The following is a 15,491-nucleotide window of genomic DNA, read 5'->3' as shown; positions in this document are numbered from 1 at the left end:
CTATGTTTTCCATCGATTCCGGACTGACTTTCCCCCATGCTTCCCACCGAGCGCCTGCGCGGCATCGAGGCCTTCGTCGCCACCGCCGATGCTGGCAGCTTCACTGCCGCCGCCGAACGCCTGCACCTGACCAGTTCTGCGGTGGGCAAGACCATCGCGCGGCTGGAGGCGCGTCTGGGAGCGCGGCTGTTCGAACGCAGCACGCGCCGCCTTCGCCTGACCGAGGCCGGTGAGGGCTTCTACCGCACCTGCGTGCGGGTGCTGGGTGAGCTGGCCGATGCCGAGTCGGTGCTGGTGTCGCACGCAGACGCGCCCGTGGGCCGGCTGCGCGTGGATGCCCCGGCCACCTTCGGGCGCCTGAAAGTCTGGCCGCTGCTGCTGCAGCTGGCCGACACGTTTCCGCAGCTGCGGCCACAGGTGACCTTCAGCGACCGTTTCGTCGACCTGACCGAGGACGGCATCGACCTGGCCGTGCGCATCGGTGGACCGGAGCCGCTGCCGGCCACCCTGGGCAGCCGCCTGCTCGGCTACGAATGCCTGCGCTTCTGCGCGTCCCCGGCCTATCTGGAGCGACATGGCCTGCCGACATCCGCGGCCGAGCTGGCCGGGCATGACGGCGTGCTGTTCGGACGCGCCGACGGCAGCGTCGGGCCGTGGCAGGTGGCCGATGGCGGGCAGCGCAGTACACCGCTGCAGGCCCGCGCGCGCCTGGTGGTTGGCAGCGCCGAAGCCCAGGTGGCGGCGGTCGAGGCCGGCTTCGGCATCGCGCAGTTGGCCACCTGGCTGGTCGATGATGCGCTGGCGCGCGGCAGCCTTGTGTCGATCCTGCCGTCGCTGGACTGCCGCGGCCTGCCGTTGCGCCTGTTGTGGCCGCAGGGCCGGCAGCGGTTGCCACGCGTGGACGTGGCGTTGGACCGTCTCGGCACCGGGTTGCAGATCGATCCACCGCGCTGAGCGCAGCGCCATCACCGACGGTCGCATCAAGCGGCTGCGACTGCCGGTCGCATTGCCCGCATCCCGCCCCTCACCCACCATCCGCGCAGCATTTCAGCGTGGGCAGGACATGAACGGATTCCCCTGGTTGCTGGTTGCCGCCGCCGGCAGTGCCATCGCAGCCTTGCTGCATATCGGCTGCATTGCCTTTGGGGCACCCTGGTACCGGTGGTTCGGCGCTGGCCAGCGCATGGTCCGGCTGGCACAGGCGGGGCATTGGTGGCCACCACTGATGACCGCCGGCATTACTGCCGTGCTGGTGGCCTGGACGCTGTACGCGCTGGCAGCCGCAGGCTGGCATTCGCCGCTGCCGGCCAGCCGTCCGGTGCTGTCGGGCATCGCCCTGCTGTTGCTGCTGCGCGCGGCGATGGGCTTCGGTCTGGCGCTGCTCCGGCCCGGCTACAACGGCCGGTACTTCTGGGTAGTCAGTTCACTGGCCTGCCTCAGCCTGGGGCTGGCCTTCGCGTTGGGTACCCGCCAGGCCTGGCAGAGCCTGGGGTAGCCGCCTACCATCGCCCGCCCTTGGGGGCGGCGGAAGCAACCGTCAAGCATCTGTTGATGCCGGTACGGCATGAGCTGGGTGCGGATCGGCCTGAACCGGAACGCCCCCGACACGGCCGTACCGCCGCCCGCGCCCTACAATGGGCGCATGCAGATCGGCCCGTACACCATTGCCCCCAACGTCGTGCTGGCGCCCATGGCCGGCGTCACCGACAAGCCTTTCCGCCTGCTGTGCAAACGGCTGGGCGCGGGACTGGCCGCCTCGGAAATGACCATCAGCGACCCGCGCTTCTGGACCACGCGCAAGTCGATCCATCGCATGGACCATGACGGCGAGCCGGCACCGATCAGCGTGCAGATCGCCGGCACCGAGCCGCAGCAGTTGGCCGAAGCCGCCCGCTACAACGTGGACCACGGCGCGCAGATCATCGACATCAACATGGGCTGCCCGGCCAAGAAGGTGTGCAACGCCTGGGCCGGTTCGGCACTGATGCGCGACGAGCAGCTGGTGGCGCGCATCCTCGAAGCCGTGGTCAACGCGGTGGACGTGCCGGTCACGCTGAAGATCCGTACCGGTTGGGACTGCGACCATCGCAATGGTCCGGTGATCGCGCGCATCGCAGAGAACAGCGGTATCGCCGCACTGGCGGTGCACGGCCGCACCCGCGACCAGCACTACACCGGCCAGGCCGAGTACGCCACGATCGGCGAGATCAAGGCCGCACTCCGCATTCCGGTGATCGCCAACGGCGATATCGATTCGCCGCAGAAGGCCGCCTACGTCCTGAAGGAAACCGGCGTGGATGCAGTGATGATCGGCCGCTCGGCACAGGGCCGGCCATGGATCTTCCGCGAGGTGGCGCATTACCTGGCCACCGGCGAGGAACTGCCGCCGCCGTCACTAGCGGAAGTGCGCGACATCCTGCTTGGTCACCTGCATGCGCTGCATGCGTTCTATGGCGAGCCGCAGGGCGTGCGCATCGCGCGCAAGCACCTGGGCTGGTACGCCAAGGACCGGCCGGAGAATGCCGCCTTCCGCGCGGTGGTCAACCGTGCCGAAGATCCGGCCAGCCAGATCGCGCTGACCACCGAATACTTCGACCGCCTGATCGCCGGGGAACCGGCGTTGTCATCTGCTGCCTGAGCGCGCCAGCCCCTCGTAACCCGCCCGACTGCCTTGATCCGTAGAGTCGAGCTTGCTCGACTGCTCCACACCGTAGAGTCGAGCGTGCTCGACTGACTTTCTGAACAGTCGAGCACGCTCGACTCTACGCCCCCCTTCCATTGATCACGCTCGACGCTACAAGAGCCCGCCCCCATGACCCCGCCGATTTCCTCCCCGACCTACCTGCACGGATTCTCCGGCACCGAGCAGCAGCGCCTGATGACCCAGGCACGGCTGCTGGAATCGAGCATCTTCGGCCAGATCGACTACAGCGGCGCGCGTCGCCTGCTGGAAGTCGGCAGCGGCGTCGGCGCGCAGACCGAAATCCTGCTGCGCCGCTTCCCCGATCTGCACGTGACCGGCGTGGACCTGAGCGAAACACAGCTGGCCACCGCGCGCGAGAACCTGGCGCGCACACCGTGGTGCAGCGACCGCTACACCCTGCAGCAGGCCGACGCCGGCGAGCTGCCGTTCGAAGCACGCAGCTTCGACGCGGCGTTCCTGTGCTGGGTGCTGGAGCACGTGCCGTCACCAGCACGCGTATTGAGCGAAGTGCGCCGCGTGCTGGCCCCGGGTTCGCCGGTCTACATCACCGAGGTGATGAATGCCTCGTTCCTGCTCGACCCGTATTCGCCGCATATCTGGCGCTACTGGATGGCCTTCAACGATTTCCAGTACGACCACGGGGGCGACCCGTTCGTCGGCGCCAAGCTGGGCAACCTGCTGCTGGCCGGCGGCTTCCGCGACGTGCACACCGAGATCAAGACCATCCACCTGGACAACCGCGAACCGGCCCGTCGCAAGACGATGATCGCGTTCTGGGAACAGCTGCTGCTGTCGGCTGCCGACCAGCTGTTGCAGGCCGGATCGGTGGACGAGGAAACCGTGGAAGGCATGCGTCGCGAGTTCCGTCTGGTGCAGAACGACCCGAATGCGGTGTTCTTCTATTCGTTCGTGCAGGGCCGCGCCACGGTGTATTGATTCGGTGGAGCCACGTCATGCGTGGCTGCCATCGCCGATGCCCCCCCGCCATCCACGCATGGCGTGGATCTACGGATGCGACACTGCACCGCCGATGGAGGCAGTAGAGCCACGCCATGCGTGGCTGCCTTCGCCGATGCCCCCCGCCATCCACGCATGGCGTGGATCTACGGATGCGACACTGCACCGCCGATGGAGGCAGTAGAGCCACGCCATGCGTGGCTGCCTTCCGATGCCCGCACCATCCACGCATGGCGTGGATCTGCGGATGCGACACTGCACTGCCGATTGAGGCTGTAGAGCCACGCCATGCGTGGCTGTCTTCGCCAATGTCCGCGCCATCCACGCATGGCGTGGATCTACTGATCAATGCACGGCGCTGTGGTCGACCGCACCCGGCTGTGCTGCCGGCTGATGCCAGATCCGCTGCCACATCGCGGCCAACCGGCGTCCGACGTCGGCGCGTGCAGCCGGGCTGCTGTAATCCACCCGCACCTGCTCGGGCGTGATCGCCCGCCACTGCCCATCAGCCTGCTCGGCCACCGCGAAGTTGAAGGTGTAGTCCGGTTCCAGCCCCATACGCAGGTCGCTCAGTACCAACCGGCCGTCCACCACCTGCGCACGCATGAAGCCACGGTTGAACCACGTCAGCTGCTGCACCGCCGGAATGGCCTGCGCTTCGCGCAAGGCCTGCACGTTGGATGCGTGGCCTTCGAACCGCATCGGCCCGTGGTCGGCCACCAGCGAGCGGTCGCCCACCACGTAGCCGTTCGGCGTCATTGCCACCACGCGCCACAGCAGGGTGTTGAACGGCATCGGCACCGAGAAGCGCGGCGCATCGCCCAGGCCCATCGCCGCCAGGCTGTGCTGGGCAGCACGGTCGACCTGCGCCTTGGCGATCAGGCCCCAACCCAGGTAGGCACTGCTGACCAGCAACGCCACACCCAGCACCTTGCCAGCCCAGGGGCGGGCGCGACCAAACCAGGCCAGCACGCAGCCCAGCAGCAGCCATACCGTGTAGCCGAGATCGATGATGAAGACACTTGAACCCATGGTCGGGTGTGGGCGCAGCGGCCACCACAGCTGGGTGCCGTAGACGGTGAACGCATCCAGCATGGGATGGGTGACCAGCGCCAGCTGGATCGCCCAGAACCAGCGCACAGGTGACTGGGCGACGCGGCCATTGCCGAAGCGCTTGAACAACCACCAGATCAGTGCCGCCACCCAAGGCAGCACCAGCAGCGAGTGGCTGAAGCTGCGGTGCTCGATCATGTTCGCCACCGGGTCGGCGGCAGTGAAGCCGAGCCACAGGGCGTCGAGGTCCGGCAGGGTGCCGAGCGCGGCACCGGCCAGCAGGGCCGCACGGCGATGTCCGGGCGGGGCGATGGCAGCAGCGACGGCGCCGCCGAGCACGATCTGGGTCAGGGAATCCATGGGCCGATGCTAGCGCGATGGCCGCGCGTTTGTAGAGTCGAGCTTGCTCGACTGTTCCGCCCCTGTAGAGTCGAGCTTGCTCGACTGCGGATAGAGCAGTCGAGCAAGCTCGACTCTACAAGAGCAGGTTCAGGCCGCCTGCGACAGGCGCGCGCCCGGCAGTTCCACCAGGGTCTGGCCATTGTGGTCGAGCAGGCGCAGCGCGCCATCATGGTCTTCGGCCAGCGCGGTCAGGCTCTCCACCCAGTCGCCGTCGTTGGCATAGACCAGGCCATCGCGCTCGATCAGCGCCGCGCGGTGGATGTGGCCACAGACGATGCCATCCAGTCCGCGCCGCCGCACGTCGTCCAGCCCGGCCTGCACGAAGCGTTCGATGTAGCGTTCGGCCGCACCGCTGCGCTTCTTCAGGAACTCCGACAGCGACCAGTAGCGCATCCCCAGCAGCCGCCGCACCGCATTCAACGCCTGGTTGCCGGTCAGGATGCGGTAGTACAGCCAGTCACCGAACTTTTCCTGCAGGCCACCGAAGTGGGTCACGCCGTCGTACTCGTCCCCATGCGCAACGAGCAGGCGACGGCCATCGGCGGTCACATGGATGGCGCGACGGCGCACCTGCATCGCTGGCAGCATCAGCCCGCACACGTGGCGCAGTGACGCGTCATGGTTGCCGGGGATGTAGACGATCTCGGTCCCGGCACGGCGCAGCGCGTGCAGGGCCTGGATGACTTCGCTGTGCGACTGGCGCCAGTTGGCGCGGCGATGCGCCATCCACCACAGGTCGATGATGTCGCCCACCAGGTACAACCGTTCGCAGCGCAGCTGCGAGAGGAACCGCGCCAGCTCGGTGGCATGGCAATGACGTGACCCCAGGTGCACGTCGGAGACGAACACTGCGCGCCGGTGCGGCGACAGGTTCGCCAGCGCGCTCATGCCGGCGCCCCCGCGTCGCGCAGGTAGCGTTTGCGCTTGTTCGGCCTGATCGCGCACAGGTCCACTTCAATCAGGCCGTCGATCGAATCACTGAAGTCCGGGTCGACACCGAAGGCAAGGAAGCGGGCGCCACCGGGTTCGCACAGATCGGTGTACTGGCGATACAGCGTCGGCACGCCGGTGCCGAGTGCGGCCAGGTTGGCCTTGAGCACATCGAACGCGGCACCTGCATCCAGCTCGCCGAAACTTGGCGGCGCGGCGAAGTACTGGAACGGGCGGTTCGATTCGGCCAGGCCGGCGGTACCGCTGTAGTAGCGCTGGTAGTACGCCACCAGCTGCTCGCGTGCATCGCGTGGCAGCGCTGCGCTGATCGACACGGCGCCGAACAGGTAGCGGATGCCGGGCCGGCACTGCAGGTAGGCACCGATGCCCTGCCACAGGTAGTCCAGGCTGCGGCTGCCCCAGTAATCAGGCACCACGAAGCTGCGGCCCAGTTCCAGGCCTTCGGCGATGTGGGTGATGGCGTCGTCGGAATAGCGGAACAGCGACGCGCTGTAGAGCCCGGACAGGCCGTGCCGGGCCAGCGCGTGGGCACCACGCATGATCCGGTAGGCGCCGGCGATGCGCTGCGCGGCCGCGTCCCAGATCACGATGTGTTCGTACCGCGGATCGTAATCATCCAGATCGCGGCTGCGCCCGGTGCCCTCGCCTACCTGGCGGAAGGTCAGCTCGCGCAGACGCCCCAGCTCCAGCAGCAGCGGCGAATCGGCGGTACAGGTCGCCAGCAGGATCTGCTTGCCGTCGGCGGTCTGGCCCAGCTGGGTCGCCGCGGCGATGCCTGCGGCCACCTGTGAAGGCGGCACCGGGGACGCCAGCGGCTCGGGGCCTGCTACAGCAGCTGCATCGCCCGCGGCCCCATTACGGCCCAGCGCATACAGCGCGCGGCGCACCGCCAGCAGCTGTGCGCCCGGGTCGCCGCCCTTGCCCAGCTGCATCGGCTCACCGATGCTCAGCCGCAGCGGACGGCCACGACGGGTGAACATCTCGCGCGCCAGCAGCGCGGTGCCCGCCGGCTTGAACAGGGTCGAGGCGCCGTAGAACAGCGCCGAGTTGCGCGCCTCCACACGCACCGGCAGCACCGGCGCGCCAGCGACACGGGCAAAGCGGACGAACCCGCGCTGCCAGCGACCATCACGGATGCCGCGCAGCGACAGCCGCGAGACCTCGCCGGCCGGGAACACGATCACGCACTGCTCGGCGGCCAGCGCCTCTTCGACGGCATGCAGGCTGCCACGCTGGGCCTTGCCACCGAGGATGCGTACCGGCAGCAGCAGGTCCTGCAGTGGCGCGATTGCCCCCAACAGGTCGTTGGCCACGATCCGCACGTCACGGCGGATGCGGCCGACCGCGTCCAGCAGGGCGAGGGCATCCAGTGCCCCGGAGGGATGGTTGGCGACGATCAGCAGGCGGCCGGTGGCCGGGATCTTCGCCAGCGCGGCCGGATCCACCTGGTACTGGCCGTCGATGAACTCCAGGCCGGCGGCGACGAAGCCGAAACCACGCAGGCCTGAGCTGCGCTGCAGGAAGGCTTCGATCTGGTCCAGGCGCGACCAGCGGCCGACGCTGCGCAGCAAGGGCCGGGCCAGTTGGCCACGACGACCATGGAACCAATCGGGGAAGCGTTGCTGGAGACGCTGTTCAAGTTCCTGCATGGCGGATCCACTCATGCCCGGCGGCCGGATTGGCCGACAGCCTGCGCCCGGCAGGCGGCAGCCAGATGGCGGTTTTGGGGCAGAACGATGACGGCTGGCCGGTCCTAGGGCGGGCGAGGTGGCCCGCGCAGTCGGGGCCGGTAGCCGCCCGGTGCGTTGTCACGCTGGTGGAACACTGGGCCTCGAGGCTGAGCCCCAATCCCGGCCGGACGGCCCCTGCCGGGCCTACGCGGGCTTAACCACCGGCAACCGGTACAGGTTCACAATGCACAGGCGGCGCACCCCGTGTATCATTCGCGCCCATCTTTCCATCCGAATCAAGGGATATTACGCCTGATGTCCAGCTATCTCTTCACCTCCGAGTCGGTCTCCGAAGGCCATCCGGACAAGGTTGCCGACCAGATCTCCGATGCGGTGCTGGACGCGATCCTGACCCAGGACCAGCGCGCCCGCGTGGCCTGCGAGACCATGGTCAAGACCGGTGTTGCCATTGTGGCCGGTGAAATCACCACCAGCGCCTGGATTGACCTGGAAGCGCTGACCCGCAAGGTCATCACGGACATCGGCTACGACAGCTCCGACGTCGGCTTCGACGGCGCCACCTGCGGCGTGCTGAACCTGATCGGCAAGCAGTCGCCGCACATCGCCCAGGGCGTGGACCGCAAGAAGCCGGAAGAAATGGGCGCTGGCGACCAGGGCCTGATGTTCGGCTATGCCACCAACGAGACCGACAGCTACATGCCGGCCGCGATCCACCTGTCGCACCGCCTGGTCGAGCAGCAGGCCAAGATCCGCAAGAAGAAGAACTCGCCGCTGTCGTGGCTGCGCCCGGACGCCAAGAGCCAGGTCACCCTGCGCTATGAAAACGGCGTGGTCTCGGCCATCGACGCGGTGGTCCTGTCGACCCAGCACGCCCCGGGCATCAAGCAGAAGGACCTCATCGAGGCCGTCCGCGAAGAGATCATCAAGCCGGTGCTGCCGGCCAAGTGGCTGCACAAGGGCACCAAGTTCCACATCAACCCGACCGGCAAGTTCGAGATCGGCGGCCCGGTGGGCGACTGCGGCCTGACCGGCCGCAAGATCATCGTCGACACCTACGGCGGCTGGGCCCGTCACGGTGGTGGCGCGTTCTCCGGCAAGGACCCGTCCAAGGTCGATCGTTCGGCGGCCTACGCGGCCCGCTACGTCGCCAAGAACGTGGTTGCCGCCGGCCTGGCCGACCGTTGCGAAGTGCAGGTCTCCTACGCCATCGGCGTGGCTGAGCCGACCTCGATCTCGGTCACCACCTTCGGCACCGGCAAGATCAGCGACGACAAGATCGAGAAGCTGATCCGCAAGCACTTCGACCTGCGCCCGTACGGCATCATCAAGATGCTGGACCTGGTGCACCCGATGTACCAGCAGACCGCGGCCTACGGCCACTTCGGCCGCAAGCCGAAGGAGTTCAGCTACCTCAACGGCGAAGGCGAGACCGTCAACGCCACGGCCTTCTCCTGGGAGAAGACCGACCGCGCCGCCGCCCTGCGCGCCGATGCGAAGCTGAAGTAAGAAACACGAAGGGCCGCGCAAGCGGCCCTTCTGCTTCTGGTAGAGCCGGCCACTGGCCGGCTTTTTCATGGCCTCCGGAAACAATCGCGTGGTTGCCGGCCAGCGGCCGGCACTACCGGTTGCCGATACAATCGCCCCATGTCGACCGAACTGAAAACCCACCAGCTGTCCATGACCGTGCTGATGTCGCCGGAGATGGCCAATTTCTCCGGCAAGGTCCACGGCGGCGCCATCCTGCGCCTGCTCGACCAGGTCGCCTACGCCTGCGCCAGCCGTTACGCCGGCAGCTACGTGGTCACCCTGTCGGTGGACCAGGTGATGTTCCGCCAGCCCATCGCGGTGGGCGAGCTGGTCACCTTCCTGGCCTCGGTGAATTACACCGGCACCTCGTCGATGGAGATCGGCATCAAGGTGGTGGCCGAGGACATCCTCAAGCGCAGCGTGCGCCACGCCAACAGCTGCTTCTTCACCATGGTGGCCGTGGATGAGGAGGGCCGGCCGACACCGGTGCCGTCATTGCAGCCGGTCACGTCGGACGAGAAGCGCCGCCAGGCGGCCGCATTGATCCGCCGCCAGCTGCGCCAGGAAATGGAGCAGCGCCATCTGGAACTGCTGGCGTCGAACCCGCCGTCGCCGGAAGAGTGAGGTAGTGCCGGCCGCTGGCCGGCAACCTCGTGCGTGCCGCCGAACATCATGAGGTTGCCGGCCAGCGGCCGGCACTACCGCGACACCTCAGCCGGTGTTCTGCACACCCTGCGAAACACCGTTCACGCAGGCCACCAGCGCGCGCAGCAGGTCGTCATCCTCGCGCCCGCTTTCGCGCCAGCGCTGCAGCAGATCCACCTGCAGCACGCTGATCGGATCGACGTACGGATTGCGCAGGCGGATCGAAAGCGACAGCCGCGCATCGTGGTCGAGCAACGTCTGCTGGCCCATCAGCGCCAGCAACCAGTGCCGGGTCAGTTCCAGTTCGCGCTGTACCTGCGGGAAGAAGCGCCCGTGCAGGTCGCCCGACAACAGCGAGAACTGCTCGGCAATGGTGATATCCCCCTTGGACAGCACCATCGCGATGTCGTCCAGGAAGGTACGGAAGAACGGCCAGTCACGTGCCATCTCGCGCAGGGTCTGCTCGTGACCAGCATCGACCGCCGCCTGCAGGCCGCTGCCCACGCCGTACCAGCCGGGAATGACGGCACGCGCCTGGCTCCAGGCGAACACCCACGGAATCGCGCGCAGGTTGCCCAACGCCGCGTCCTGGCCGAGCCGGCGCGACGGACGCGAACCCAGCGTCATCCGCTCGATCACATCGATCGGTGTCGCCGTGCGGAAGTAGTCCATGAAGCCGGCCTGGCCGACGAAGGTGCGGTAGACCTCGCTGCTGGAGCCGGCGACCACATCCATCACCGGCCGCCAGTCATCCTCGCGCGGCTCCGCTGCACGCGGGCGCAGGCTGGCGCGCAGCACGGCACCCGTGGCCTGTTCCAGCGAGCGCAGGGCCAATGCACGGATGCCGTACTTGCGGTGGATCACCTCGCCCTGCTCGGTCACCCGCAGGCGGCCATCGATGCTCCCGCGCGGCGAGGCATCGACCGCATGCGTGGTCTTGCCACCACCACGGCTGATCGAACCGCCACGGCCATGGAAGAAGGTCAGGCGGATGCCCGCCTCGGCCGCCACTTCCATCAGTTCCACCTGTGCACGTTGCAGGCCCCAGCGTGAGGCAGCGATGCCTCCGTCCTTGCTGCTGTCCGAGTACCCCAGCATCACCATCTGCACGTCATCGCGTGCACGCAGATGCGCACGGTACACCGGGTCGGCCAGCAGGTCGCGCAGGGTCGCGGTGCCACGCTTGAGGTCGTCCACGGTTTCGAACAATGGCGCAATATCCAGCGGCACCGCCCCGCCCGCTTCCACCAGGCCGCCACGGCGTGCCAGCGCAAGCACGGCCAGCACGTCACTGCGGTCGTGTGCCATCGAGATGATGTAGCTGCCCAGCGCATCGCCACCATGGCGCGCACGCGCATCGGCCAACGCCGCAAATACCGCATCCAGACGCTGGTTGCCTTCGTCGTCGCCCTTCGGCAACGGCGCGTCACCACTGGCATGCGGCGCCAGCAGGCGCGCACGCCCCACGGCATCGAGACTGTCCCACGCTGCGTCGCCGCCCAGAACGGTGGCCAGCGCGCGCGCGTGCACGCTCGATTCCTGGCGCACGTCCAACCGTGCCAGGTGGAAGCCGAAGGTCTTCACCCGCCACAGCAGGCGCTGTACGGCAAAGCCACCGGCATGCTCACCACGGTTGGCGCGCAGGCTGTCGAGGATCAGCTGCAGATCCTCGATCAGTTCATCAGGACCGGCGTAGGCGCCTTCGCCGTCATCCAGCGTGGCCTGCAGGCGTGCACGCATGCGGTCATTGAGCAGGCGGTAGGGCATGTCGGCATGGCGCGGGCGCGACTGCACCTGCGGCAGCAACTGGTGGTACTGCGCCACGCGCGCCTGCAGTGCATCGCTTACGCCCACCCGCTCGGTGGACTGGCTGAGCAGGCTGGCCAGCTGCAGCAGTTCCTTCTGGTAACGGCCCAGTACCGCCTGCCGCTGCGCATCCAGCGTATTGCGGATGGTATGGGCATCCACGTTCGGGTTGCCGTCCATGTCGCCGCCCACCCAGGTGCCGAAACGCAGCAGGCGCGGCAGCGGCAGTTCTTCGTCATAGGTATCGCGCAACGCCTGCTGCAGCGATTCGTACAGCACCGGAATCACCCGGTACAGCACCTGCACCAGATAGAAGCCGACGTGCTCGCGTTCGTCATCGACGGTGGGCCGCACCGGCGAGGAATCGGTGGTCTGCCACGAAGCGGTCAATGCCATGCGGAAGCGAGCGGCATCGGCGGCGGCCTCGCCCGGCGTGCGCTGGCCGTCGAGGTTGTCGACCAGGCTGGCCACCATCAACTGCTCTTTTTCCAGCAGCGCGCGGCGTACCGCTTCGGTCGGGTGTGCGGTGAACACCGGTTCAATGTCGATGCGTGGCAGCCACTGCGCCAGCTCGTCCAGGCCCACCCCCTGTGCCTTCAGGTGCTGCAGCGCATCCTGCAGGCCATCGGGCTGCGCCCCGGCGGTACCGGCACGCTGGTAGTCACGGCGACGGCGGATGCGATGCACGCGCTCGGCGATGTTGACCACCTGGAAGTAGGTGCTGAAGGCCCGCACCATGGTTTCTGCCTGCTGCGGCGTGCGTCCGGCCAGGCCATCGGCCAGCTCCGACAATGGAGCTTGATTCTCACGGCGGGCGATGGCGCGGGTGCGCACGTCCTCGACATCGTCGAGGAAGGCGGCGGATACCTGCTCGACCAGCAGGTCACCAACCAGCGCGCCGAGCCGGCGCACGTCGTCGCGAAGCGGAAGATCGGGGGAAGCAAACTCGATGCTGCTGCGGTACTCGTTCATCGGCGACGCACAGGCCTCGGTCAACGGATCCAGGCCCCAAGCCTAAACCAGAACGGGCCTCGTGCTGCGATGCAAAAATGGTTTCATCTGGTAGTGCCGGCCGCTGGCCGGCAACCTCAGGTCGCGTGAGTCCATGAGGTTGCCGGCCAGCGGCCGGCACTACCGGGTCACGTCAGCGCTTCTTCTTCGCCTTGCCCTGCTCGGCCGGGCCGATGGTCTGTTCCAGCCAGCGCTCGCTTTCGGCCAGCATGGTCATGATCGATTCGCGTGCGCGGTAGGCATGCGATTCGTTCGGCAGCATCACCAGGCGCGCGGTGCCGCCCAGGCCTTTCACCGCCGCGAACATGCGCTCGCTCTGCATCGGGAACGTGCCGGAGTTGTTGTCGTCCACGCCGTGGATGAAGAGGATCGGATCCTTGATCCTGTCGGCGTAGTTGAACGGCGCCATCTTCTGGTAGACGTCCTGCGCCTGCCAGTAGTTGCGCTCCTCGGCCTGGAAGCCGAACGGCGTGAGCGTGCGGTTGTAGGCGCCGCTGCGCGCGATGCCCGCCTTGAACAGGCGCGTATGCGCCAGCAGGTTGGCGGTCATGAACGCACCGTAGGAATGGCCACCAATGGCGATGTGATCGCGATCGGTCACGCCACGGCGCACCACTTCATCCACGGCTGCCTGGGCGTTGGCCACCAGCTGTTCGATGTAGGTGTCGTTGGGCTCCTTGTCGCCTTCGCCGATGATCGGCATCGACGGGCTGGCCAGCACCACATAGCCCTTGGCCAGGAACGCCTGCGGGCCCCAGTAGCTGACCGCATTGAAGCGGTACGGCGAATCGGTCACCTGGCTGGCCGCAGCCGCACTCTTGAACTCGCCCGGGTAGGCCCACATCAGCAGCGGCCGCGGGCCGTCGCGCTTCGGGTCGTAGCCCGGCGGCAGCAGCAGGGTCGCGGTCAGGTCGACGCCATCCTTGCGCTTGTAGCGGATCTGCTCCTTCTGCACGCCCTTCAACTGCGGCAGCGGATGCGCGAAGTGGGTCAGCGCACGCGGTGCAGCACCGGCATCGGCCAGCGACTGCACGTAGAAGTTGGCCGGCTCATCCGGGCTCTCGCGGCTCAGCAGCAGCGAGCTGGCCTGGTTGTCCAGCAGCGCCACCGGCAGCGCATAGCTCGGCGCCTGCGAGTGGAACAGGCGGGTGGCCTTGCCCGTGGCGACGTCGAAGCGGTCCACGAACGGACGATCGCCTTCCGGCGATGCACCGGCACCGGCCAGATACAGGCTGCTGCCATCGGCGCTGGTCTGCAGCAGCGAGCGCCCGCGGTCGTCGCTGGACAACAGCGGCCGGCCCGGATCGGAATAGCGGTCCTGCCCGTCGCGATCCCACAGCAGGCGCGGCTCGGCTCCGGCATTGTCCGGGGCGATCAGCCAGGTCCTGGTCTTGCGCGTCTTCCACCACGACTCGGTCAGCAGGGCCAGGTCGCCACGGCCCCAGTTGATGCCCACCAGACGGCTGCCGAGCTGGGCCAACGTGACCGGCGGCTTGTCGAACGGCGCAGCCTGCATCAGCACCGCATCGCGCACCTTGGCCTCCCTGTTCGGGTCGCCGCCGTCCTGGGCTTCGGCCCAGACCAGCGTGGCATCGGCATCACCACGCCAGCTGATATCGCGCACGCCGGTCACTTCAGCGTCGTTGCCGGTCGGCAAACCTTCCACCAGCGGACGCACGGCCACGGTGTGCACCAGCTTGCCGCTGGCACGGTCGATCACTTCAATGCGGCGCGGGAAACTGCTCACCGGCACCACGTAGGAATACGGCCGCTGCACCGGCTGGCGCAGCACGAAGCGGCCATCCGGCGACACCGCAAAGCCCATGAAGATGCCAGCTGCGCCGATCGCGCGGGTGTTGCCATCCAGGCTGACTTCCATCGGCTGGGTGGTGGCGTAGTAATCGAACTGGCGCGCGTCGGCCTCGTTCTTCAGCAGGTCCTGGTAGGTACGGATCGACACCACGCCGCCACCCTGGCTGGTCTGCTGCACGGCCGGACCGGTCGGGATGCCATCGGCGGCCGGAGCCGCACCGAGGTTGGCCGGGCGGGTGAACACCACCAGGCCGCGGCTGTCCGGCAGCCACTGGTAGCCACTGCCGATCACCGTGTTCAGGCCGGCGACCAGACGACGGGCGCTGCCGCCGGCCACATCCACCAGCCACAGTTCATTGGCGCCGCTGGCGGCGTCGACCTGGTTGAAGGCCAGCCACTTCTGGTCCGGCGACCACATCACGCTGGCGATCGACAGCTTGGCCGGCAGGCCGCTGATCTGCCGTTCCTTGCCGTCGGCCACGTTCATCAGCCACAGCTTCTCGCCGAAGCTGAAGCGGCTGTCGGAGAAGGTGCGCGGGTTGATGCGCAGGCCGGCCAGCTTCAGTTCCGGCTGCGCCACCACCTGGATCGACGGCAGCGACGGCATCTGCATCATCGCGGCGACATCGCGGCGTGGCGACAGGTACAGCGAGGGCGCGCGCGGCGCGTCCACCACCGCCTGCAGCGCCGCCGAAGGCAGTTCGTAGCCGTTGACGCCCTGGGCCTGTACCTGGGCGGGCTGCGGGGACGCGGCCCAGGCCAGCGGGGCCACCGCCAGCAGTCCCATCGACAGGACCAGGCCGGTCCAGCGCCGTGTGCGGCGCGCGTGCATGCTCATCGTTCCACCTGTGTGATGCGTGAAAACACCGACCTTAACAGGCCGTGCACGCGATCCCACCTGCCGATGGTTGGGTCATCCGGATGTCACGCCG

At 67.8% G+C, this 15,491-nt stretch carries 11 protein-coding genes; 6 read left to right on the top strand and 5 right to left on the bottom strand.

Features of this window, described 5'->3' with window-relative positions; translation table 11 throughout:
- Positions 1 to 36: 36 nt before the first annotated feature.
- The 4 genes from ACZLIB_RS03500 (at position 37) to ACZLIB_RS03485 (ending at position 3,640) form a co-directional block, all read left to right on the top strand.
- Complete coding sequence (locus ACZLIB_RS03500) at positions 37 to 954, top strand: LysR family transcriptional regulator (protein WP_336686061.1); 918 nt, start codon at positions 37 to 39, stop codon at positions 952 to 954.
- 109 nt (positions 955 to 1,063) lie between these two features.
- Positions 1,064 to 1,495: a hypothetical protein gene (locus ACZLIB_RS03495; protein ID WP_478469186.1), complete on the top strand. Its 432-nt coding sequence runs from the start codon at positions 1,064 to 1,066 to the stop codon at positions 1,493 to 1,495.
- A 147-nt stretch (positions 1,496 to 1,642) separates the two neighbouring features.
- Positions 1,643 to 2,638, top strand: a complete 996-nt coding sequence (gene dusB, locus ACZLIB_RS03490; RefSeq protein WP_049425080.1) for a tRNA dihydrouridine synthase DusB — start codon at positions 1,643 to 1,645, stop codon at positions 2,636 to 2,638.
- A gap of 174 nt (positions 2,639 to 2,812) precedes the next feature.
- Complete coding sequence (locus ACZLIB_RS03485) at positions 2,813 to 3,640, top strand: class I SAM-dependent methyltransferase (RefSeq protein ID WP_032129690.1); 828 nt, start codon at positions 2,813 to 2,815, stop codon at positions 3,638 to 3,640.
- A gap of 366 nt (positions 3,641 to 4,006) precedes the next feature.
- Here the strand turns inward: ACZLIB_RS03485 and ACZLIB_RS03480 are convergent, their stop codons facing one another.
- The 3 genes from ACZLIB_RS03480 to olsF all read right to left on the bottom strand — a co-directional run bounded on the left by ACZLIB_RS03480 (position 4,007) and on the right by olsF (position 7,716).
- Complete coding sequence (locus tag ACZLIB_RS03480) at positions 4,007 to 5,074, bottom strand: metal-dependent hydrolase (RefSeq protein ID WP_478469185.1); 1,068 nt, start codon at positions 5,072 to 5,074, stop codon at positions 4,007 to 4,009.
- Between the two features lie 129 nt (positions 5,075 to 5,203).
- On the bottom strand, positions 5,204 to 6,004 hold the full coding sequence (locus ACZLIB_RS03475) for a UDP-2,3-diacylglucosamine diphosphatase (RefSeq protein ID WP_154262342.1): 801 nt from the start codon (positions 6,002 to 6,004) through the stop codon (positions 5,204 to 5,206).
- Complete coding sequence (olsF, locus tag ACZLIB_RS03470) at positions 6,001 to 7,716, bottom strand: bifunctional ornithine lipid synthase OlsF (RefSeq protein WP_478469183.1); 1,716 nt, start codon at positions 7,714 to 7,716, stop codon at positions 6,001 to 6,003. The genes ACZLIB_RS03475 and olsF overlap by 4 nt, the downstream gene beginning before the upstream one ends.
- A gap of 336 nt (positions 7,717 to 8,052) precedes the next feature.
- On the opposite strand from olsF, the gene metK reads away from it, so the two are divergent.
- Complete coding sequence (gene metK, locus ACZLIB_RS03465; RefSeq protein ID WP_010481882.1) at positions 8,053 to 9,264, top strand: methionine adenosyltransferase; 1,212 nt, start codon at positions 8,053 to 8,055, stop codon at positions 9,262 to 9,264.
- A gap of 138 nt (positions 9,265 to 9,402) precedes the next feature.
- Positions 9,403 to 9,909 carry an acyl-CoA thioesterase gene (locus ACZLIB_RS03460; RefSeq protein WP_049399791.1) on the top strand — a complete coding sequence of 169 codons (507 nt, stop codon included), beginning with the start codon at positions 9,403 to 9,405 and terminating at the stop codon, positions 9,907 to 9,909.
- Between the two features lie 87 nt (positions 9,910 to 9,996).
- On the opposite strand, the gene ppc is transcribed toward ACZLIB_RS03460, so the two are convergent.
- On the bottom strand, positions 9,997 to 12,708 hold the full coding sequence (gene ppc / locus ACZLIB_RS03455; protein ID WP_478469903.1) for a phosphoenolpyruvate carboxylase: 2,712 nt from the start codon (positions 12,706 to 12,708) through the stop codon (positions 9,997 to 9,999).
- A 172-nt stretch (positions 12,709 to 12,880) separates the two neighbouring features.
- Positions 12,881 to 15,397 carry a S9 family peptidase gene (locus tag ACZLIB_RS03450; protein WP_100437891.1) on the bottom strand — a complete coding sequence of 839 codons (2,517 nt, stop codon included), beginning with the start codon at positions 15,395 to 15,397 and terminating at the stop codon, positions 12,881 to 12,883.
- Between the last annotated feature and the right edge of the window lie 94 nt (positions 15,398 to 15,491).

The sequence above is a fragment of the Stenotrophomonas sp. 220_Sma genome, from assembly GCF_056487375.1.
Note: the sequence above shows the minus strand (reverse complement) of the source record. Positions and strands in the feature narration are given on the sequence as shown.